Origin of the sequence: Nocardia yamanashiensis (assembly GCF_021183565.1) — a bacterium.
Classification (GTDB): Bacteria; Actinomycetota; Actinomycetes; order Mycobacteriales; family Mycobacteriaceae; genus Nocardia; species Nocardia yamanashiensis.
The window spans coordinates 4,298,240-4,319,254 of record NZ_CP089226.1 but is presented as its reverse complement, the minus strand read 5'-3'; the positions used below and the strand labels follow the sequence as shown (position 1 = coordinate 4,319,254).

Annotated in this window: 20 protein-coding genes and 1 pseudogene; 7 read left to right on the top strand and 14 right to left on the bottom strand. The window is 67.9% G+C overall.

What is annotated here, in order from left to right:
- Positions 1 to 16: 16 nt before the first annotated feature.
- On the bottom strand, positions 17 to 1,084 hold the full coding sequence (gene rsgA, locus LTV02_RS20485) for a ribosome small subunit-dependent GTPase A (protein WP_084535551.1): 1,068 nt from the start codon (positions 1,082 to 1,084) through the stop codon (positions 17 to 19).
- Positions 1,021 to 2,328, bottom strand: a complete 1,308-nt coding sequence (gene aroA / locus LTV02_RS20480) for a 3-phosphoshikimate 1-carboxyvinyltransferase (protein WP_233032980.1) — start codon at positions 2,326 to 2,328, stop codon at positions 1,021 to 1,023. The genes rsgA and aroA overlap by 64 nt, the downstream gene beginning before the upstream one ends.
- 188 nt (positions 2,329 to 2,516) lie before the next feature.
- Between aroA and LTV02_RS20475 the strand changes: the two genes are divergently transcribed.
- A complete protein-coding gene (locus LTV02_RS20475) occupies positions 2,517 to 2,810 on the top strand; it encodes a hypothetical protein (protein ID WP_233032978.1) in 294 nt (97 codons plus the stop codon).
- A 337-nt stretch (positions 2,811 to 3,147) separates the two neighbouring features.
- Here the strand turns inward: LTV02_RS20475 and LTV02_RS20470 are convergent, their stop codons facing one another.
- Positions 3,148 to 4,656, bottom strand: a complete 1,509-nt coding sequence (locus tag LTV02_RS20470) for an aldehyde dehydrogenase family protein (protein WP_233032976.1) — start codon at positions 4,654 to 4,656, stop codon at positions 3,148 to 3,150.
- 236 nt (positions 4,657 to 4,892) lie between these two features.
- Here LTV02_RS20470 and LTV02_RS20465 point away from each other — a divergent pair, with 236 nt between their 5' ends.
- Positions 4,893 to 5,657, top strand: coding sequence for an SOS response-associated peptidase (locus LTV02_RS20465; protein ID WP_233041632.1), 765 nt, complete (start codon positions 4,893 to 4,895; stop codon positions 5,655 to 5,657).
- A 33-nt stretch (positions 5,658 to 5,690) separates the two neighbouring features.
- Here LTV02_RS20465 and LTV02_RS20460 read toward each other — a convergent pair whose 3' ends face one another.
- The 4 genes from LTV02_RS20460 to ybaK form a co-directional block, all read right to left on the bottom strand.
- Positions 5,691 to 5,993, bottom strand: a complete 303-nt coding sequence (locus LTV02_RS20460) for a hypothetical protein (RefSeq protein ID WP_233032974.1) — start codon at positions 5,991 to 5,993, stop codon at positions 5,691 to 5,693.
- Positions 5,994 to 6,128: 135 nt separating this feature from the next.
- Positions 6,129 to 7,754, bottom strand: coding sequence for an MDR family MFS transporter (locus LTV02_RS20455; protein ID WP_408639412.1), 1,626 nt, complete (start codon positions 7,752 to 7,754; stop codon positions 6,129 to 6,131).
- Positions 7,755 to 7,810: 56 nt separating this feature from the next.
- Positions 7,811 to 8,356 (bottom strand): MarR family winged helix-turn-helix transcriptional regulator, encoded by a 546-nt coding sequence (locus LTV02_RS20450; protein WP_233032969.1) that lies wholly within the window; start codon positions 8,354 to 8,356, stop codon positions 7,811 to 7,813.
- Positions 8,357 to 8,467: 111 nt separating this feature from the next.
- On the bottom strand, positions 8,468 to 8,962 hold the full coding sequence (gene ybaK, locus LTV02_RS20445) for a Cys-tRNA(Pro) deacylase (RefSeq protein WP_233032967.1): 495 nt from the start codon (positions 8,960 to 8,962) through the stop codon (positions 8,468 to 8,470).
- Between the two features lie 242 nt (positions 8,963 to 9,204).
- Here ybaK and LTV02_RS20440 point away from each other — a divergent pair, with 242 nt between their 5' ends.
- Positions 9,205 to 9,939, top strand: a complete 735-nt coding sequence (locus tag LTV02_RS20440; protein ID WP_233032965.1) for a sigma-70 family RNA polymerase sigma factor — start codon at positions 9,205 to 9,207, stop codon at positions 9,937 to 9,939.
- Positions 9,940 to 9,947: 8 nt separating this feature from the next.
- On the top strand, positions 9,948 to 10,214 hold the full coding sequence (gene rsrA, locus LTV02_RS20435; protein ID WP_067720421.1) for a mycothiol system anti-sigma-R factor: 267 nt from the start codon (positions 9,948 to 9,950) through the stop codon (positions 10,212 to 10,214).
- Positions 10,215 to 10,296: 82 nt separating this feature from the next.
- Here rsrA and LTV02_RS39685 read toward each other — a convergent pair whose 3' ends face one another.
- Entirely contained in the window at positions 10,297 to 10,371 is a 75-nt protein-coding gene (locus tag LTV02_RS39685) for a 50S ribosomal protein bL37 (RefSeq protein ID WP_115061593.1), read from the bottom strand.
- Positions 10,372 to 10,461: 90 nt separating this feature from the next.
- Between LTV02_RS39685 and LTV02_RS20430 the strand changes: the two genes are divergently transcribed.
- Positions 10,462 to 10,677 (top strand): biotin/lipoyl-binding carrier protein, encoded by a 216-nt coding sequence (locus LTV02_RS20430; protein WP_233032963.1) that lies wholly within the window; start codon positions 10,462 to 10,464, stop codon positions 10,675 to 10,677.
- Between the two features lie 93 nt (positions 10,678 to 10,770).
- A complete protein-coding gene (locus LTV02_RS20425; protein ID WP_067720354.1) occupies positions 10,771 to 12,285 on the top strand; it encodes a sensor histidine kinase in 1,515 nt (504 codons plus the stop codon).
- A gap of 162 nt (positions 12,286 to 12,447) precedes the next feature.
- On the opposite strand, the gene LTV02_RS20420 is transcribed toward LTV02_RS20425, so the two are convergent.
- Both LTV02_RS20420 and LTV02_RS20415 read right to left on the bottom strand, forming a co-directional pair.
- On the bottom strand, positions 12,448 to 12,702 hold the full coding sequence (locus LTV02_RS20420) for a WhiB family transcriptional regulator (RefSeq protein ID WP_011211115.1): 255 nt from the start codon (positions 12,700 to 12,702) through the stop codon (positions 12,448 to 12,450).
- A gap of 256 nt (positions 12,703 to 12,958) precedes the next feature.
- Positions 12,959 to 13,897 carry a diacylglycerol/lipid kinase family protein gene (locus LTV02_RS20415; protein ID WP_233032961.1) on the bottom strand — a complete coding sequence of 313 codons (939 nt, stop codon included), beginning with the start codon at positions 13,895 to 13,897 and terminating at the stop codon, positions 12,959 to 12,961.
- A 78-nt stretch (positions 13,898 to 13,975) separates the two neighbouring features.
- Here LTV02_RS20415 and LTV02_RS20410 point away from each other — a divergent pair, with 78 nt between their 5' ends.
- Positions 13,976 to 14,380, top strand: coding sequence for a hypothetical protein (locus tag LTV02_RS20410; protein WP_067720424.1), 405 nt, complete (start codon positions 13,976 to 13,978; stop codon positions 14,378 to 14,380).
- A gap of 102 nt (positions 14,381 to 14,482) precedes the next feature.
- On the opposite strand, the gene LTV02_RS20405 is transcribed toward LTV02_RS20410, so the two are convergent.
- From LTV02_RS20405 to LTV02_RS20390, 4 genes and pseudogenes are all read right to left on the bottom strand, one after another.
- The gene (locus LTV02_RS20405) at positions 14,483 to 14,962 is read right to left on the bottom strand and encodes a GNAT family N-acetyltransferase (protein WP_067720358.1); all 480 of its coding nucleotides are present in this window, start codon (positions 14,960 to 14,962) and stop codon (positions 14,483 to 14,485) included.
- Positions 14,963 to 14,977: 15 nt separating this feature from the next.
- Positions 14,978 to 15,574, bottom strand: a complete 597-nt coding sequence (locus LTV02_RS20400) for an acid phosphatase (protein WP_233032959.1) — start codon at positions 15,572 to 15,574, stop codon at positions 14,978 to 14,980.
- A gap of 31 nt (positions 15,575 to 15,605) precedes the next feature.
- Positions 15,606 to 16,847: an Rv3212 family protein gene (locus LTV02_RS20395; protein ID WP_233032957.1), complete on the bottom strand. Its 1,242-nt coding sequence runs from the start codon at positions 16,845 to 16,847 to the stop codon at positions 15,606 to 15,608.
- 2,525 nt (positions 16,848 to 19,372) lie between these two features.
- Positions 19,373 to 20,792: pseudogene (locus LTV02_RS20390) on the bottom strand (DEAD/DEAH box helicase); the annotation flags it as partial.
- Between the last annotated feature and the right edge of the window lie 223 nt (positions 20,793 to 21,015).

The window sequence follows — 21,015 nt, the reverse complement described above, 5'->3', positions numbered from 1 at the left end:
TGCGGGAGAGGGGGTTTCAGTCCGACGACGCGCTACGGAACCACGGGTCGTTGGAATTGAGGGCATTGAGGAGCAGGCGGATGGCGGCGACCCGGCGTTCCTTGCCGGGCAGATTGTCGAGCGCGCATTCCGGGTCGGCGGGCGGGCCGAGATGGGTGCAGCCGCGCGGGCAGTCCTCGATGGCTTCGGCGAGATCGCTGAAGGCGCTGATCACATCGTCGGGGGTGATGTGCGCCAGGCCGAACGAGCGCACGCCGGGGGTGTCGATGACCCAGCCCCCGCCGGGTAGCGGCAGTGCGACCGATTGGGTGGAGGTGTGGCGGCCCTTGCCGACGCCGGAGACCACGCCGACGGCCCGTTCCGCGTCCGGCACAAGACGATTCACCAGCGTGGACTTGCCGACCCCGGAATGCCCGATGAACGCGGTGAGCTTGTCGTGCAGCTGATCGACCACCGGCTGCAGCGGATCCTCGATCCCGCCGTAGACGATGGTGAGATCCAAATCCTCGAAGGCGGCGGCGAATTCGGATTCGGCGGCCAGATCGTGTTTGGTCAGGCACAGAATCGGTTGCAGCCCACCGACATACGCCGCCACCATGGCCCGCTCCACGAACCCGGTGCGCGGCGGCGGATCGGCCAGCGCCACCACGATGAACAACTGCTCCGCGTTCGCCACCACGATCCGCTCGAACGGATCGGTGTCATCGGCGGTGCGGCGCAGCACGGTGCGCCGGTCGGTGACCCGCACGATGCGGGCCAGGCTGTCCGGCTTCCCGGACAGATCCCCGACCACATCGACCTGATCCCCGACCACGATGGGCGTGCGCCCTAGCTCCCGGGCGCGCATGGCGACGATGCGGCGCTCCGGGTCGTCGTCCAGCACGCACCCCCACCGCCCCCGGTCCACCGAGACGACCATGGCCGTCTCGGCGTCCAGATGCTGCGGGCGGGTCTTGGTGCGCGGCCGGGTGCCCTTGCCCGGGCGGACCCGGACATCGGACTCGTCGTACTCGCGCCGCCTCAGTGTCCCGCTCCCGCCCCGCCGGAGCGTTCCACCCCGGAGTCGGCGAGCATCCCGTCCCAGAGCGCGACGAAGTTCGGGAGGGTCTTGGCGGTGGTGCCGATGTCCTCGATCTCGACGCCCGGCACGGCCAGGCCGATGATGGCGCCCGCGGTGGCCATCCGATGGTCGGCGTAGGAGTGCCAGCGCCCGCCGGTGAGCGGATTCGGCACGATCTCCAGTCCGTCGGTGGTCTCGGCGACCTTGCCGCCGAGCCGGTTGATCTCGGTCGCGAGCGCGGCCAGCCGGTCGGTCTCGTGCCCGCGCAGGTGCGCGATGCCGCGCAGCCGCGACGGCGAATCCGCCAGCGCCGCAAGGGCGGCCACGGTCGGCGTAAGCTCGCCCACATCGTGCAGATCGATATCGATGCCCGCCAGGCGTTCCGGCCCGCGCACGGTCAGCACACCGTCGAAGATGCGCGCCTCGGCGCCCATCCGCACCAGGATCTCGCGGATGACGTCACCCGGCTGGGTGGTGAGCCGCGGCCAGTGCGGAATGCTGACCTCGCCGCCGGTGACGGCCGCGGCCGCCAGGAACGGCGTGGCATTGGACAGATCGGGCTCGATCTCCCAGTCCACGGCGCGGATCGGTCCCGGCGCGACGGTCCAGGTCTGGGCCCGGCGCGGATCCTTGGGCGCGTCCACCTTCACATCGGCCTCGCGCAGCATCTGCACGGTCATCTCGATGTGCGGCATGGACGGCAGCGCCGAACCGCTGTGGTGCACGGTGACGCCCTGTTCGAAGCGCGCCGCCGAGAGCAGCAGCCCGGAGACGAACTGCGAGGACGCCGAGGCGTCGATGGTGACCGGCCCGCCCCGCAGCGCTCCGGTGCCGTGCACCACGAAAGGCAGTGTGTCGCCGTCGATATCGAGCCCGAGCGCCCGCAGCGCGTTCAGGATGGTGCCCAGCGGCCGCACCCGCGCCTGTTCGTCCCCGTCGAACGCCACATCGCCGTTGGCGAGCGCCGCGACCGGCGGCAGGAAGCGCATGACGGTGCCCGCGAGCCCGCAATCGACCATGGCGCTGGTGAATTCGCCCGGCGGAGTGACTTCGAGGGTCTCGCCGTCACCTTCGATCCGTGCGCCCATGGCCCGAAGCGCGTCGATCATCAGATTGGTGTCGCGGCTGCGCAGCGCGCCTGTCAGGGTCGACGGCCGATCCGCCAGCGCGGCAAGGATCAACGCTCGATTGGTGATGGATTTGGACCCCGGAAGGGTCACGGTCGCGTGCACGGGAACTCGGACATGGGGCGCGGGCCAGAAAGTCACCGCACCATTCTCGCAAATCCGCCTCTCCGCGCCTATTGCCGATAGGCAAGTCCGCAGGCACCCGCGTTGCGGACTCGCGTTTGCGGGTGGTCGCGGCCGCTCGTCCCCGGCGAGTTACCCCCGCGCTTACGAAATCAGTCGGTCCGTTCCGTCTCGAATATGCGTATAGGCGTACGTATACTTTATGGGTGTTCGATCCCCTCAGCTTGGTTACCGGTGCCGCGCTCCTGGGTAGCGGCTGGATTCTCGGCAGATACGGCCGCACCCCGTCCCGCAAATCCGCCCCGCAACCCACCGCACTGTGCGGCTGCGGCCACGACCTCTCCCTGCACGACCGCGAGGCCGGCGCCTGCCACGCGGAGATCTTCCGCAAGACCGGCGCCGGCCTCAAAGCCTGGGTCCCCTGCAACTGCCGCCGATACACCGGCCCGACCCCCCTCGAAGAATTCTTCGCCCCCACCCCGCTGCCGCCGACCGACTGAAACGCGAAATGCCGGTCCGATTCGACTCGGCCGGCATTTCAGGAACTGTCCGCCGGGATTCGTGAGAACCCGCTGCGGCCCCGTGAGTGTCGGGAGAACCCTGCGCCCCTGTGAGGCGGGAGAACCCTGCGCCCTTGTGAGGCGGGGGAACTCTGCGCCCCTGTGAGGCGGGAGAACCCTGCGCCCCTGTGAGGCGGGAGAATCCTGCGCCCGTGTGAGGCGGGGGAACCCTGCGGGCCTGCGCGGCTGCGCGGGATTCCCCCGTAACCACGGGCCGGGAACCTCACCACCCCAAGGGGTTTCAGGGGGAACCCCTGAGAGCTACGAGAGTTGTCTCCTACTTCGCGCGCCCGTGCACCAGGCCGACGACCTTGTGCAGCAGCTTCATGGTGCGCTCGGTGCGGGTGTAGGACAGCAGCGCCATGCCGGGAATCGTGAAGCGCTGCACCGCGATCGAGTGCGGGCGCGAGAATTCGAGCAGGCCCTGTGCGCCGTGGATGCGCCCGATGCCGGAGTCGCCGGTGCCGCCGAACGGCAGGCCGGAGATGGCCGCGTAGGCCAGCACCGAGTTCACCGAGGTGCAGCCGACATCCAGGCGGCGAGCGATCTCGAGACCCTGCTTCTTGGAGTACACGGCGGATCCGAGCCCGTACTTGCTCTTGTTGGCCAGCTCCACGGCCTCGTCCACGCCGCTCACCGTGCGAATGGTGACGGTCGGCCCGAAGGTCTCCTCGCACACCGCATCCGAGGATTCGTCGGCGTCCACGATGACGACCGGCTCGATGTACGGACCCTTGATCGACTCCGGCCCGCCCAGCACGGCCTTGCCGCCGTTCTTGAGCGCGTCCTCGATATGCCGCCGCACGATGTCGATCTGGCTCGGCATGGTCATCGGCCCGTAGGACGCCTTGGCATCCGAACCCGGCTTCACCTCGCTCAGAATCCGCTTCACCTCGGCGATGAACGGTTCCGCGACCGACTTGTCCACGTACACGCGCTCCACGCCCGCGCAGGTCTGCCCCGAATTGGCGGTCGCGCCCCACGCCACGGCATCCGCGGCGGCCTTGATATCGGCGTCGGCGGCCACGATCACCGCGTCCTTGCCGCCGCATTCCAGCAGCACCGGGGTGAGCGTGTCGGCGGCGCTGGCCATGATCTTCTTACCGGTCGCGGTGGAGCCGGTGAACGCCAGCTTGTCCACGCCCGCCTTCACCAGAGCCGCACCGGTGGCGCCGAATCCGTTGACGGTGACGAAAACCCCGTCGGGGAGTTCGGGATTCGCCTCGGCGAACGCCTTGGCCACGAAATTGCCGATGCCCGTGGAGAATTCACTGGGCTTGAACACCACCGCATTGCCGGCCGCGAGCGCGTAGGCGATGGACCCGTTGGGCGTGTACACCGGGTAGTTCCACGGCCCGATCACCCCGACCACGCCCAGCGGCCGCTGCTCCAGATGCGCGGCGAAGTTCGCCATCAGCGCACCGGGGGAGACCTTCTTGGGCTTGAGCACCTTCTCGGCATTGGAGGCCGCCCACTTGATGTGCTCGAGCGCCAGCATCAACTCCAGGAAGGCGTCGTCGAGCGGCTTGCCGTTCTCGGCGTGGATGAGCGCGCTCAGCTCGTCGGACTTCTCGACCAGCTTGGCGCCCCAGCGCAGCAGATGCTTCTTGCGTTCGGCGTAGGTCAGCGCACCCCAGGTGGCGGCGGCGGTGCGGGCCTTGGCGACGGCGGCGCGCACCGCGTCCTCGTCGTCGATCCGGTAGGTGGCGATCGCCTCGCCGGTGGCAGGGTTGACGGAAGTCAGCGTGTCGGCCTGATCGAGCGCGGCGGCGTCGGTTGCAGTCATGATTGGCGGCAGTCCCTTGATGAGAGTGTGATGGGACGAACGTCTCACACCCCGCAACTGATGTCAATCGCCATCAGATGTATGGGTCACACCCGTTCGCGGCCCGTCTCGTTCTGGACTGAGCGGAGCGGGGGAGCGCAGCGGAGGAGCGGAGGGAGGGAAGAACGAGGCAAAGGGGCCGCGAACACGCCGCGACGAAGGAGCGGCAAATTGAACACAGTGGCAGCATGGGGATTATGTGCGGACGGTATGCGACGACGACGAATCCCGCGAAGCTGGCCGTCGAACTCGACGCCATCGACGAGACGGATGACAAGGGGTTCGACCCGAACTACAACGTGGCCCCCACCAACCGGGTGCTCACGGTGGTCGAACGGCACGACCGTGACCATCCGCAGGACCCGGCGGCGCTCCGCATTCGCGCCATGCGCTGGGGCCTGATCCCGCCCTGGACCAAGGCCGCCGAGCCCGGCGTGCCGGTGAAGGGCAAACCGCTGTTCAATGCCCGCGCCGACAAGGCCGCGACCACCGCGTCCTTCCGCGATGCCGTGAAGAAGCGCCGCTGCCTGGTCCCCATGGACGGCTGGTACGAGTGGATCACCGATACCGACGGCAATGGAAAGGCGTTCAAGCGCCCGTATTTCATGTCGCGCGGGGATGGCGAGCGCCTGTACATGGCGGGCCTCTGGTCGGTCTGGCGCGATCGCGAACTGGAGAACGCCCAGCCGATCCTGTCCTGCACCATCCTGACCACCGATGCCGTCGGCGACCTGGTCAAGGTGCACGACCGCATGCCCCTGGTGATGCCGCGCTCGCACTGGGACGCCTGGCTGGACCCGGATCACCCCGCCCCGGCGGAGCTGTTGGAAACCCCGAGCCCGCAATCGGTTTCCGACATCGTGATCCGCGAGGTGCCGTCCCTGGTGAACAGCGTCAAGAACAACGGCCCGGACCTGTTGGGCCAGGTCACCGAACAGGCCGGGCAGATCAGCCTGATCTGAGCCCGGCCCGTAGGGGTGACTTGCGAAAAGCGGTCAGATACTGCACTTCACCGAGGGCAGTACGAAATTCAGCCCGCACTTGATGAGCCCGGCCGTCGTATCGATGGCCTTGGTCGCCACCCCGCTGCCGACCTTCTCCGCCTTCTCCGCGTTCTTGTCCTGCTTCTGCTCTCCCGGCGCGCTCGATTCCGGACCGAGCGGATACTCCGGCGCTTTCACCGGAATCTCGATGCCGGGAGCGGCGGTCGCGGTGGCGAGCGTCAAGGGTCCTGCACCCAGCGCCGCGATGACGGCACCGATAACCACGATGGAGCGAATACGCCTATGGGAAGACATTGCCTGATCACATCCTCGGGTCGAGCGAACCTGGCGTGATCAAGTAACGCACAGATCCGGCCGCGATCCATGGAATCGCGGCCGGAGCGCATTTCAGGAAATCACTCTATTCAAACCCGAGACCTGTGGACCGGGCTAGATAGCCTCGACCGCGGCCTCGACCTCTTTCTCGGTGCGGGCCTGAATGCCACCCGCCGTGCGCAGCGGCACTTCCTTCCAGAACAGCACCAGCAGCAACGCGATCACCGCCACGCCGCCCGCCGCCAGGAACACCGTGTCCATGGCATCGGCGAAGCCGACCTTGAACGGATGCGCCAGCGTCGGATTCAGCTGCTGGATGATCGAGCTGTCCTTCAGCACCTCACCCGCGGCGGCGGTGTCGTGCGCGACCAAGCCCTTGGACAGCGCCGCCTCGGCGGCATTGTCCGAGTGCACGCCCTGTGCGACCGCCTGCTGGAACGCCGGCTGCGAGGCCGAAGCCTGCAGTTCGTTGCCGATATTCGGCCCGACCTGCGCGAACAGGATGGACAGGAACACCGCCACGCCGAGCGTGCCGCCGATCTGCCGGAAGAAGGTCGCCGCCGCCGTCGACACGCCCATGTCCTTGGGTGGCAAGGCATTCTGCAGCGCCAGCGTCAGCGGCTGCATGAGGTTGCCCAGCCCTAGGCCGAGGATCAGCATGAACACCATGGCCACCCACAGCTGGGTGTCGGCGGTGACGAAGTGCAGCAGGAACAACCCCACCACGATCAGCGTCGCGCCGATCGGCGGGAACCACTTGTAGCGCCCGGTCCGCGAGATGGTCTGGCCGGAGATGATCGAGGCGACCATCATGCCCACCACCATGGGCAGCATCTGCAGACCCGCCATGGTCGGGCTGGAGCCCTTCACCACCTGCAGGTACTGCGGGATCAGCGTGATGCCGCCGAACATGGCCGCGCCCACCACGATCGAGATGAGCACGCCGAGCGCGAACGTGGTGTTCTTGAACATGCGCAGTGGAATCAGCGCCGCGTCACCCTGTTTCGCCTCCACGGCCACGAACCCGAGCAGGCCGAGCGCGCCCACGATGTAGCAGGTGAGGGAATTGCCGCTGGTCCAACCCCATTCGCGGCCCTGTTCGGCCACCACCAGCAGCGGCACGATGCCGACCGCCATGGTCATCACGCCCAGCCAGTCGACCGCGACCTTGGGCCGCTCCACCTTGGGCAGCCGCAGCACGCGCGAGACCACGACCAGCGCGATCAGGCCCAGCGGCACGTTCACCAGGAACACCCAGCGCCAGCCGGAGATGCCGAGGATCTGGTCCTGACCGGCCAGGATGCCGCCCAGCACGGGGCCGACGACGCTGGAGGTGCCGAAGACGGCCAGGAAGTAGCCCTGGTACTTGGCGCGCTCGCGCGGGCTGACCATATCGCCGAGGATGGTCAGCGCCAGCGACATCAGACCGCCCGCGCCCAGACCCTGGAAGGCCCGGAACGCGGCGAGTTCGTACATCGACTGCGCGAGCGTACAGAGCAGCGAACCGGTGACGAACAGCGTGATGGCCAGCAGATAGAACGGCTTGCGGCCGTACATGTCCGAGAGCTTGCCGTACAGCGGCGTCGCCAGCGTGGCGGTGATCAGGTACGCGGTGGTCACCCACGCCTGCATCGAATAACCCTGCAGGTCATCGGCGATGGTGCGGATGGACGTGGAGACGATGGTCTGGTCCAGCGCGCCCAGCAGCATGCCGAGCAGCAGGCCGGACAGCACCGCCATGATCTGTTTGTGGGTGAACCCGGCCGAGGAGACCGGTTCGGTCTGAGTTGTTGTCGTCACGAATTGCTCTCTGCGGTTGCGGTTTTCGGAAACAGTGGGGTTTTGGCGGCCAATTCGGCCAGCATGGTCTGACGCGAGATCTCGTAGCCGTCGACGAAGCGCGCGAACAGCCGCGCGAAGGTGTCGAGCTCGTTCTCGTGCCAGTCGCCGAAGATCTGGCGCAGCGATTCGTTGCGCCGGGCGCGGATCTCGGTGGCGACCTCGCGGCCCATCGCGGTGATGGCCAGCACGCTCACCCGCCCGTCGTTCGGATCGGCGCGCCGCTCCAGCAGCCCCTTCTTGACCAGTGCGGCCACCTGCCGGCTGATGGTCGAAGCGTCGGAGTACAACGCCTCGGCCAGGGCTCCCGAGCGCATGGGCCCGTTGTGGATGAGCTGGAACAGGATGGCGAACGCGGCCGGTTCGATCTCGCCCTGGGTGGCGGCGGCGATCTGCGCATTGGTGCGATCGCGCAGCCGGCCCAGGCGGATGACCTGGAGGGCGACGGCATCGATGACGTCGTCCGGAATCACGCATACGGGTGTCGCCGGGTCCTCGGTCATGGCCGGGTACACCTCCTTGCCTCTAGCAACTGCTTGCACTAATCAACTAGTTGTACCGTGCAAGTATGTGGAGATAGTTGCTCTTTGGCAAGTGATTTCCGGGGGAGTGGTTCAGCTCACCGCGACGTCCGCGGTGACCGCGCCCGTCAGCCCGATCAGGTCCTCGGGCCGCAGTTCGATCTCCAGCCCGCGCTTACCCGCACTGCACAGCACCCGATCCCACAGCAGCGCGGTCTCGTCGATCACCGTCGGCAATGCCTTCTTCTGTCCGAGCGGCGACACCCCGCCCACCACGTACCCGGTGGTGCGTTCGGCCTTGGTCTTGTCCGCCATGGCCGCTTTGCCCTCGCCCAGTGCGGCGGCCGCGGCTTTCAGCGACAGCTTGGTCGGCACGGGCAGCACCGCCACGGCAAGCGCCCCCGACCCCAGCTCGATCACCAGCGTCTTGAAGATCTGATCGGCCTCGATGCCCAGTTCGGCGGCCAGCGCCGAGACCGCTTCCGCCCCATAGGAATCGCTGCGCGGATCATGCTCGTACGCGTGTACCCGATGATCCACCTTCGCCTGCACCAGAGCCTTGATCGCGGGTGTGGAAGCAGCAGCCATGGACCTCACCTTAGGCAGCGTCCGCAACCCGTTTTCCGCCGTCCGGGAACACGGTGTGCGTTCGGTCTGTTGCAGACGATGCGCGCAATGGTCCAGCAAGATCGAAGGAGAATTCGGTGACCGCTCCGGTCCTAGATCCCCCGGCAGTAGCCCGGGCCTGGCTGTTCGCGCCCCCTGCCGGTTTCGAGGCGGGGTCCCCCTTCGCGGTAGATTCAATTGCTACGGCGATCGAAGGGACAAGCGTGACGAGCGACGACGACATGGTCGATCGCCTGCGCGATGACGACGCGGATACCAGCGACGACATCGACGCCGGCGACGATTCAGCGGTCGATACCGACGAAGTGGGCGAAAGCGACGAAACCGGTGCGCGCAGCGCCGAGTCCGCCGCCGAACTCGCGCAGCGATTCGAGCGCGACGCGCTGCCGCTGCTCGATCAGCTCTACGGCGCGGCCCTGCGCATGACCCGCAATCCGGCCGACGCCGAGGATCTGGTCCAGGAGACCTTCGCCAAGGCGTACCAGGGCTTCAAGTCCTTCCGCGAGGGCACCAACCTGCGGGCCTGGCTGTACCGCATCCTCACCAACACCTACATCAACTCGTACCGGAAGAAGCAGCGCCAGCCCGCGCAGTATCCGACCGACGAGATCACCGACTGGCAGCTGGCCGCCACCGCCGAGCACACCTCCACGGGTCTGCGCTCGGCCGAGATGGAGGCCCTGGAGGCGCTGCCGGACGACGACATCAAGCACGCGCTGCAGGAGCTGCCCGAGGAATTCCGGATGGCGGTGTACTACGCCGATGTCGAGGGCTTCCCTTACAAGGAAATCGCCGAGATCATGGGAACCCCCATCGGTACCGTCATGTCGCGGCTGCACCGTGGCCGCAAGCAGCTCAAGGGCCTGCTCGCGGACGTGGCGCGGGAACGCGGCTTCAACCGTTCGGGTAGCGATGCGCGTCAGGAGGTAACCCAGTGAGCGACGAGATGGACCTGGACTGCTCGGCGGTGCTCGCCGATGTGTGGCTGCTCCTGGACAACGAGTGCGACGAGACCGCCAAGGCGCGGCTCAAGGAGCACATCGACCGGTGCTCGCCGTGCATCGAGGCGTACGGCCTGGAGGAGAAGCTGAAGTCGCTGCTGAACCGCAAATGCGGCGGCGAGAAGGCCCCGGAGTCGCTCCGGGCGCGGCTGACCATGGAGATCCGGACGACCTTCACCGCGGTCGAGACCCGCATCGAACCGGTCGAATAAGACACCCCCGCAACAGCTGAGCGGCACCATTTCCCGGGTGGGAAGTGGTGCCGCTCAGCAGTTTTCGAGCTGAAGCTCCGGCTCAGGCGTTCGGCCGCTTGCCGTGGTTGGCGCCGTTCTTACGACGGCTACGCTTCTTACGTCCACGCTTACCCATTGGTAAATCTCCCTTCGGTCCGACACATTCTTTCATGTGTGGTTGGCTGTACCGTCAGGGGCTACAGGTCACACGAAGTGAGAGGTGTTCATGGCTGAGGAAGTGCGCGCCGAGATGGTTTCCACCGTCTTGGAGATCCTGGTGTCCGTCGGCGACCATGTCGCGGTCGACGCGCCGGTGATCATGCTGGAGTCGATGAAGATGGAGATCCCCGTCATCGTCGAGGCCGAAGGCACCGTCGCCTCCATCAATGTCAAGCCCGGTGACGTCCTGCAGCAGGGTGACCTGATCGCCGTCATCTCCTAGCGGTTCGGCCGCCACGGCCGCAGCGCGAACCACTCGAGGGTTGCTACGCGTGGGAACATACCCTCGACGTGGGAACAGAGGAGTGTGGGTTAAGTGTCGACACTGAGCGATCTACTGGCCGAGCATACGGATCTACCGGGTGCGGCCGTCGATCATCTGCAGCGGGTGGTCGGGGATTGGCAATTGCTGGCGGACCTGTCGTTCGCCGACCTGACGCTCTGGGTCGGTACCGGCCCGGTGGCCGAGGGCGCGGATATCGTCTGCGTCTCGCAGTGCCGGCCCACCACCGCGCCCACCGTGCACCCCGAAGACCTGGTCAGCACGCTGGCGGGCAAGGAAACCAACTCGCACATCTTCGAAGCCCTGCTCACCGGCGAGATCGTGCGGGTGGACGCGGACGCGGAGAAGACCGCCGTCTATCACCCGCACACCGGGCACGCCATTCGCGAGGCCATTCCGGTGCGGGTCGGCGACGATGTGATCGCCATTCTGGGCCGCGACACCGACGGCCAGCGCCACAAGATGCGCTCCGGCCTGGAGATCGCGTACATGTCCTGCGCCGACGACCTGTGCCAGATGGTCGCCGACGGCACCTGGCCCGCGCTCGAGGACCGCACCGGATCGCATTCCAGCCCGCGCGCCGGTGACGGTTTCATCCGGCTCGATACCGAGGGCATCGTGGTCTATGCCAGCCCGAACGCGCTCTCGGCCTATCACCGGATGGGGTTGCAGAACGATCTGGTCGCCCAGGATCTGGCGCTGACCACCCGCTCCCTGATCACCGACCCGTTCGACGCGCAGGAAGTCGTCGGCGATATCCAAGCCGCGCTGGCCGGAAAGGCCGGGCGCCGAATGGAAGTCGAGGCGCGCGGCGCGACCGTGCTGCTGCGCACCCTGGTGCTGCGCCCGCACGGGGAACTCAAGGGCGCGGCGGTGCTGGTCCGCGACGTGACCGAGGTGAAGCGCCGTGACCGCGCGCTTTTGTCCAAGGACGCGACCATTCGCGAGATCCACCATCGGGTGAAGAACAATCTCCAGACGGTCGCGGCTTTGTTGCGATTGCAGGCCCGGCGCACCGAGAACGAGGAAGCGCGACTGGCTTTGACCGAATCGGTCCGGCGCGTCACCTCCATCGCCTCGGTGCACGAAATGTTGTCCATGTCGGTTGACGAGGAAGTCGATCTGGACGAGGTGGTGGACCGGCTGCTGCCGATCATGGCGGATGTGGCGACGGTGCACACCGCGCGGATCAAGGTCCGCCGCGCCGGTTCGCTCGGCGTGTTCTCCGCCGAACGCGCGACCCCGCTGGTCATGGTGCTGACCGAGCTGGTGCAGAACGCGATCGAGCACGCTTTCGACTCGGGTGAAAACGGTACGGTAACAATCCGTTCCGAGCGGTCGGCCCGCTGGCTCGACGTGATCATCAGCGACGACGGCCGCGGTCTGCCCGACGGATTCAGCCTGGAAGCGTCGGACCGGCTCGGCCTGCAAATTGTCCGGACTCTGGTTACCGCCGAGCTAGGCGGTTCGATCGGATTGCATCCGGGCGCCGACGTCGGCACCGACGCCGTTTTGCGCGTCCCGCTCGGACGCCGCTCCGCCCGCTGAAGTCGCTGTCCGAAAATTCGTTCGAAAGATCGAATCTCGTTCAGCGGGACATGTTTCCGGTCATAAAACACTGAAGCCCGGCACCTGTATTGGTGCCGGGCTGAATTGCGTTGCGACCGCGAGGCTGGGGTTCGGTCGTAACGCCGTGTCGTCTAGCGAAAGTCAGACGACGGTACGGGTACGGGTGCGCGCGTTGCGACGCTTCAGCGCACGACGCTCGTCTTCGCTCATACCACCCCACACGCCGGCATCCTGGCCCGACTTCAGGGCCCAGGACAGGCAATCGGCAGTGACAGGGCAGCGAGCGCAGACCAGCTTGGCATCGGCAATCTGCGCGAGCGCAGGACCACTGTTACCCACCGGGAAAAACAGTTCGGGATCCTCGTCGCGACAGATGGCCTTGTGGCGCCAGTCCATTCCTCTGCTCCTTTGCTAGGGCGCGCATGGCGCTGCCCCTCGGGTTTGTGGTCCGTTCACTTGTGCGACTCGAATGTTTCCGCACGGTTGCTTGTGAATGCTTTCACGAACACCGTAGATGTCAATAGATACCTGGTGCACCGTGGGGAAGCTCACGCTGTAAGACCCCTACATGGGGGGTCTGCCGTGTCTTTTCTACTCTGTCGAGCGGGTTTTCGCAGCGCAACACCGATGTTTCTCAGGTGTGTCGGGCCTTCTAAGGCTTCGGCGCGACCACATCGAGGATATCCGGGACGGCTGTGAAATTCACCATGTTGCGCCGTCCGATGAAGTCGCCGTCGATTTGCAACCCGATCGGTTCGTCGGTCTCGATTCGTACCGAGGGTACATCGTCCTCGCGAAACAAATTGTGTCCCTTGGGGTTTGCCTCGGGCGACAGCAACTGGCGAGCGATCATCAGGGTGGGCAGGACGGCCATGGTGCGCATGGCAAACACCCCGAGACCGGATTCGAACGCGGTCCCCGGGTTGGTGATCACCGGCGTGTTGTCGAGGTAGGTCCAGGGACTGGCATTGGTCACGAATGCGTAATGCACCTCCGTGACCGGTTCGTGACCCGGAATCATCAGGCGCACCTGGGGATCCCGGCGCTTGGCCTTGAAGAACTGTTTGACCGTGGTGCGCAGATACCGCGCGGGCGTGGCGGCTTTGCCGTTCGCGCGCTTGTCGTCGATGGCCTCGCACACATCGGCGTCCAAGCCGACGCCCGCGCTGAAGCAGAACCAGCGATCCTCGGTCAATCCCAGCCCGATCCGGCGGTCGGCATGGTCGGCCAGCAAATCGATGAGCTGATTGGTGGCGGTCACCGGATCCGGCTCGATACCCAGCGACCGCGCGAACACATTCGCCGAACCACCCGGAATGATTCCCAGCCGCGGTAGCCATTCCCGCTCCGGCTCGCCGGGCAAAGGCAGAAAGCCATTGATGGTCTCGTTCACGGTGCCGTCGCCGCCGTGCACCACGATCAGATCCATCCGGGTGTCGGCCGCCCACTTCGCCAATTCGGCGGCATGCCCGCGGTGCTCGGTATGCGCCACGGTCAGCTGCGTGCGGCTCTCCAATGCGTGCGCGAGCAGGTCGCGCGTGGCGGGGGTGGTCGAAGTGGCATTGGGATTCACGATCAGCAGCGTCCGCACTCGAAACAGGGTACTGAGGTCCGCGTCACGCCGGGCTCCCGGCATTCGGGTAACGACGCTCGGTCGTAGGCTGTGCGCGTGGCTGAGCAGAACAGTGGTGTGCCCGGGACCGTGCGCGGAGCCGGTGCGCTCGTCGCCCTGGAGGGCACGGTCGGGCTGATCGTCGCGATCGTGCTGCTGGTGCGGGCGATCGGCGGGGCCGACCAGCATGTGGTGAACGGGTACGGGACCGCGGCCTATCTGGCGATCCTGTCCGGCGCGGTGCTGGCGGCGGGAATCGGGCTGTGGCTGGGCAAGCGGTGGCCGCGGGCCATCGGGGTGCTGGCGAATCTGCTGCTGGTGCCGGTGGCCTGGTACATGCTCACCTCGAGTCAGCCGCTGTTCGGGGTGCCGCTCGGGCTGGTCGCCATCGCGAGCCTGGTGCTGTTGTTCGCGCCGGCCTCCAGCCGGTGGATGGCGGCCGGGTACGGCGACGCCGAATAGGTCGTAAACCCGGCTGAATGCCGCGCAGAGCGTTTGCTGGTCGGGTGTCCATGACCTTTCACCGCTCCGCGCGGTACATGCCGCAGCGGGCCGATCGGCGCCTCAGTCGTCGGCGTGCGCGGCCAGGCGGGTCAGCGCATTGCCGCTGAGGCGATAGCTGAACCACTCGGCCCGGTGCTGGGCGCCCAGCGCCTTGTAGAAGTCGATCGACGGGGTGTTCCAGTCCAGCACCTCCCAGTCGAACCGGGCATAGCCGTTGTCGACGGCCTCCTTGGCCAGCGCCGCCATCAGATCGCGGCCCAGGTGCAGGCCGCGGGCTTCCGGCTTGACGTAGAGGTCCTCCAGGTAGATCCCGTGGGTGCCCTCCCAGGTGGAGAAGCTCAGGTACCAGATGGCGCAGCCGACCACGCCCTGATCGGACTCCGCGACGTGCGCGAAGACCGCGGGATTCGGGCCGAACAGCGAGGCCTGCAATTGCTCGGCGGTGACATGGCATTCCTCGGCGAGCTTCTCGTACTCGGCCAAGCCGTGGATCAGTTCGACCAGCGCCGGGACGTCGGCGGGGGTGGCGCGGCGGATCATGGGGCGGCTCCTTCGTTACTGGTCGAGCGGTGGAACGAGATTGTGCGCGAGCACCGTTCGGGCGTCGTGATCGTGCCCCAGTAACGTAACCGCGGCGGTCAGCATGAAGAATCGCCGCCCCTCGACGACGTCGAATTCGGCCCAGCGGGCGATCAGCGCGCGGGAGAAATGGCCGTGGCCGACCAGCAGCACGTCGCGGGTGGCCAATTCCGGTGTGACGGTGGCCAATACGTGGTCGGCGCGCTTGCGGACCTGTTCGGCGGATTCGCCCTCGGGGACCGCGCCGGTCCAGATGGTCCAGCCCGGATCCATCTTCCTGATCTCGGGGGTGGTGAGGCCCTCGTATTCGCCGTAATCCCATTCGGCCAGGTCGTCGTCGAGGATGGCGTCCGGGAAGCCGGCCAGGGCCGCGGTGCGGGTGGCGCGCTGCCGGGGGCTGGTGAGCACCAGCGGATTCCGCAGGTGCAGGCCGGCCAGGAGTTTCCCGGCCGCGCGGGCCTGCGCCTCGCCGGTGGGGGTCAGCGGGATGTCGGTGCGGCCGGTGTGGCGGCGGGCCTGCGACCACTCCGTCTCGCCGTGTCGCAGCAGTACCAGCCGGAATTCGTCAGCCATGAGTCGATCATGCCGGATGCGGGCGGGATCGTCAGGAACCGGTGGGTGCCGCGCCGGTGCCGAGTGCGTACAGTTTGCCGCCGCGCTGCTCGGCGATGATCGGGCCGAGTACCGCCAGGGAAATCGGCTCGCCGTGATAGTCGCTGCGCTGCACCGCGATTCGGCCCGTCTGCGCGCCGGTGACCGGGTCCAGCACGTTCAGGCCGTCGGCGACCGGCACCAGCAGCTTGCCCGACATGAGCGCCGGGGTGCCGAGGGCGTTCGGAATGCCCCACAGCGGGTCGAAGGTGGTGGAGTTCAAGGCGATCAGGCTGTTGCCGGTGAACACGAAATACGAAGTGCTGAGCCGCGAAACCATCGCCTGATCGGACATGGGCGCGGACAGCGGATGGGTGCCGACGATATTCCCGGAGGTATCGAAAACCACGAATTCCGGTGCGGTGGAACCGCTTCCGTTGAAGTAGACGGCAATCCTGCTGTCCGACACCGCGAGCACGCGAGCCCCGTCCACCCCCGCGCCCGGTAGCTCGATCCGATGCGAACTGTATTCCTCCGGCACCGTCGCGTCCTTGGGCGCCGGATTCAGCACGGTCAGCCGATCCGTGCTCTCCCCGGGACACCGCTCCAGCACCGCCAGCCGGCTCGGCGCCGACCCCGCCGACACCAGCGTGCACCCCGACCGCTGCTGCGTATGCGGATTCACCGGCGCGTCCACATACCCGTACTCCAAGGTGCGCACCAGGTCCGACCGCCACATCTCCAGCCGATCATCCCCGTAGGCGAGCACGTAGGTCCCGTCCACCGACAACCGCACCCGATCGTCCATATAACTGGACCGAGCCGTCAGCCGCTGCCCCGTCTCCGCATTCAGCAGCGTCGTCTCACTACACCCTCGCTCGACCTTGTAAGTCGCAACGACAGTCCCGAACTGCGACTCCAGCCCGCACAACGGCAAATCCCGCTGATACTTCCAAACCTGCTCCCCCGTCAGCGGATTCCGCCCCGTCACCGTCCCCCCATCCCCGGTGACCATCACACCCCCCACCACGATCGCCCGCGCAGCCGCCCCATCGGCCTGCGACCACAACTCGTGCACCCCCTCCGGCACCCGCTCCGGCGTGGGCAACGCCGACAACGTCTGCCCAGCAGTCACCGACTCGGTCTTGCGAGCCTCACTCTTCCACCACACAACCCCCGCCACGACCGCCACCAAAACAGCGATCGCGACAGCAACACGAATATCGGCGCGCGTCCGCCGCTCAGGTGCGAGCACGACAGCGAGACTATCCGATCCCCACCCCACCACCGACCCCCGCAACAACGATCCCAACCCCCACCTGCGAAGCAGCCACACCGAACCCCGAACCCGCAGCAGCCGCATCCGCCCCCACCCCGGCCACCGGCCCCGCATCGCGGGCAAGTCCGGTCCACCTGGCCGACCGCCCGTATTGCGCGGCGTGCGGCCGCCGTCCTGCCGATCAGGCTCCGTCCACGTGAACAAGTGGACATGAAACAGCTGTCGTGGCTTCGTCCGGTATGGCCGTGCCGGCCGTCGGTTTGCGGCAGCTGCTTCCAGGCGGCCGCAGATACAAGAGCGCCCGCACCTTCCGGCGAGTCGTCACGGTCGAATCGACCGGTCCGGCTCGCCCGGGGTGCGGGCGCCCTCGTGCTTCGGTTATGCCATTGCCGCTACTGCGGTTTCGGCGATGACCACCATGTCGGTGGCGGCGTCGGCCTTCTTGCGGCGCGACTTGGCCGGCTTGGCGGCGGTATCCGAATCGGCCTCGGCGGCGGGTTCTGCTGCCTTGGTGGCCTTCTTCGCGGCGCGCTTACGGGCCGGTTTGGTGGCCGGTTCGTCAGCGGGTGCTGCTGCCTCGGCGGCCGGGGCGGCCTTTTTGGTAGCGCGCTTGCGGGCCGGCTTCGCGGCCGGTTCGTCGGCGGGCGTCGCGGTGGCGGTCACCTCGGCGGCCGGGGTGGCCTTCTTGGTGGTGCGCTTGCGGGCGGGCTTGGCCGCCTCGTCCGCAGCTGCCGCTTCCTCGACCTTCGGGGCTGCCTCGGCGGCCTTGGCGGTCCGCTTGCGGGCGGGTGCTTTCGGGGCCTCGGCGGTCATGACCGGTTCCGATTCGGTCTTGGTCTTGCGGACCCGCTTCTTGGGCGTTTCCGGTGCCGCTTCGGCGGATGCGGGGGCATCGGCTTCGGGGGCGGGGGAGGCGGTGGCCTTGGTGGCCTTGCGGGTTCGCTTGGGGGCGACGGGTTCCGCGGTCTCGCTGGGGGTCGGAGCGGCTTCGGTGGTCGCTTCGACTTCGGCGGTCTTGCGGGTCCGCTTGCGGGCCGGGGCCTTTGCCTCCTCCACTACGGCGGTGCCGTCGGCGGATTCCTCGGCGGCCTTGGGGGCCGCCTTGGTGGCGCGCTTGCGGGCGGGAGCCTTCGCGGGCTCGGCTGCGGCCGGGCTGGCGGCGGCCGAAACCGGGGTGGCAGCTTCGGCCGCTACCGCGGGGGCAGCGGATTCCGAAGCGGCGGCGGACGGAACCGCAGCCGGAGCGGTGGCCGCTGCCGGGGCTGCGCCACCGGCGACGCGGGTCGCGCGGCGGGGCTGCCTGCGTGCCGGAGCTGCGGGGGCTTCGGCGACCGGGGCCGGGGCGGCCTGCGTATCGGCCACAGGGGCAACCGCTGCCGGGTCACCGGCCGCGCGGGTGGCGCGGCGCGGCTGGCGGCGGGTGGAGGTTGCTGCCGGGGCGGCCGCCGACTCAGCGCTGGACGTCGCCGAACCCGATGCGGGGTTGGTCGCCCCCGGAGCCACGGTGTCCGTCGAGGCCGCCTTGCCGTTGGCGGCACCCGTGGAGGTTGTGGCTACCGGCGATGTGCCGTCGGTAGCCGTGGCGGCAGTGGCTGTCGCCGAGGTGCCCGCCGTAGTGGTCGACGTGGCGTTCTCGGTTGCCGGGTCGGTGGCGGCTGCAGCCGTGGCGCCGACGGTGCGCTTGTGGGCAGGCTTGGTGGCCGCATCGTCCGCCGATGCCGCTTCGTCGACCTTCGAGGTCGCCGCGACGGTGTCGGCGGTCCGGTCGGCGCTGCGGCGGGTCCGCTTGCGGGCGGTGGACTTCGCCGGTTCCGGTGCGGTGCCGGTGGCCGTGTCGGCCACCGTCGCCTCGGGGGAGACCGGTGCGGTGGTGGCTGCCGTGGTCGGCTCCGCCGTGGTCTGCGCGGGTTCCGGCGCTGCCGTGGCCTGCGCCGATTCCGGCGCGGCCTTGGCGGTCGCTTCGGATGCGATGTCGGGTCCGGTGGTGGATTCCGCGCCGGACCTGCGGCGAGTCCGCTTGCGGCCGTTGGCCTTCGCGGGATCGGCCGCTTCGGTCGCGGGCTCGGCTGCCGCGGGTGCGGCGGCCGGGCCGGAGTGGCTGAAGAGCACGGGTTCGGCTGCCGCGGTGGCGATTTCGGCTGCCGCAGGCGCGATCTCGGAGTCCGCGGTGTCGATCTCGGAGTCCGGGGTAGTGATGGCCGAGCTGTTGGATTCCTGGCGGTCGCCGTTGCCCTTGCCGCGGCGGTTGCGGCGACGGCGGCGGGAGCGGGATTCGGAATCGGTTGTGCCGTCGGCGGTTTCGACCGGGTTGCCGGTCGCCTCGGGAGCCTCCGGGGTGGATTCGGGGGTGGTGTTCGCGCCTTCGGCTCCGCCCTTGCCGCGGCGGCGGCGACGGCGACGGCCGGTCTTCTCGGCGTCGCCTTCGGTTGCCGGGCTCTCGGACGCGGTGCCCTCGATCGCCGAATTGTCTTCGGTGACAGTCGAATTGGTTTCGACGCCCTCGGCCGCCCGGCCGCCGCGGGTACGGCGGCGGTTGCGGTTGCGGGGGGTGCGGGATTCGCGTTCCACGACTACGGCGTCTTCGTCGCGGGCGGCGGGGCGCTTGCGGACGGTGCCGGTGATGCCCTCGGGGATGCCGAGTTCCTCGTAGAGGTGGGGGGAGCGGGAGTAGGTTTCGACCGGTTCGGGGATGCCGAGGTCGAGGGCGGAATTGATGGAGGCCCAGCGGGTGAGCTCGTCCCAGTCGACCAGGGTCACCGCGACGCCGGCGCGGCCCGCGCGACCGGTGCGGCCGATGCGGTGGACGTAGGTCTTCTCGTCCTCGGGGCACTGGTAGTTGACCACGTGGGTGACATCGTCGATATCGATGCCGCGGGCGGCCACATCGGTGGCGACCAGGACGTCGATCTTGCCCTCGCGGAACTTCTTGAGCGCCTTCTCGCGGGCGATCTGGCCCAGATCACCGTGCACCGCGCCGACGGCGAACCCGCGCTCGGCGAGATCGTCGGCGACCTTCTGCGCGGTCCGCTTGGTGCGCGCGAAGATCATGGTGGCGCCGCGGGTCTCGGCCTGCAGGATGCGCGCGACGAGTTCGCTCTTGTCCAGCGCGTGCGCGCGGTAGACGAACTGCGCGATGCGGTCGTGCACCGCGGAGTCGTGCGGCTCCTCGGCGCGAATATGGGTGGGGCGGTTCAGGAACGTGCGCGCCAGCGTGATGATCGGCCCGGGCATGGTGGCCGAGAACAGCATGGTCTGCCGCGCTTCGGGCACCATCGTCAGAATGCGCTCGATATCGGGCAGGAAGCCCAGGTCGAGCATTTCGTCGGCCTCGTCGAGCACCAGCACCTGCACCTTGCCCAGGATCAGATGCCCCTGGTTGGCGAGGTCCAGTAGTCGCCCCGGCGTTCCGACGACGACGTCGACGCCGCGGCGCAGCGCCTCGATCTGCGATTCGTAGGGCCGCCCGCCGTAGATGGCGGTGACGTTCAGCGCCTTGCCGGAGTCGAGCTTCAGGTATTTGGCGGCGGTCTCCAGATCCTCGGTGACCTGCACGCAGAGTTCGCGGGTCGGCACGATGATCAGCGCGCGCGGGGTGCCGTCCAGCGGCATGGTGCCGGAGGCGGCGGTGGCGACCCGGTGCAGCAGCGGCACGCCGAAGCCGAAGGTCTTGCCCATGCCCGTGCGGGCCTGCCCGATCAGATCCTCACCGGCCAGCGCGAGCGGCAGGGTGAGTTCCTGGATGGCGAAGGTGCGTTCGATGCCCTTCTCCCCGAGCGCGCGCACGATCTCCTCGCGCACGCCGAGTTCGGCGAAGGTGGGGGCGGTGTGGGTGTCGTCGAGCTCGGCGGTCAACAGCGTGTCGGCCACGCCGGGTTCCTGCTCTACGGTGATCTTGCTCAGGTTCTTGCCTTTCCTCGTTATCGCGTCTCGCGCGCACGAGGTGTGGGGCGGACCGGCCGGCCCGCGACGACCACTGATCCGTTTCTCATTCGCCGCTGCGGGATGCCGTATCCGGTGTCTGACCGGGAGCGTCTACCTGGCGCGGCGCAGCTATTCCGGATCGGAGTGCGCGCACATTTTCCGTGGACTACGAGCGCTGCGGCCCTGGTTCGCGGTGTATCCGGCAAACTCGATCGGGCGCAAA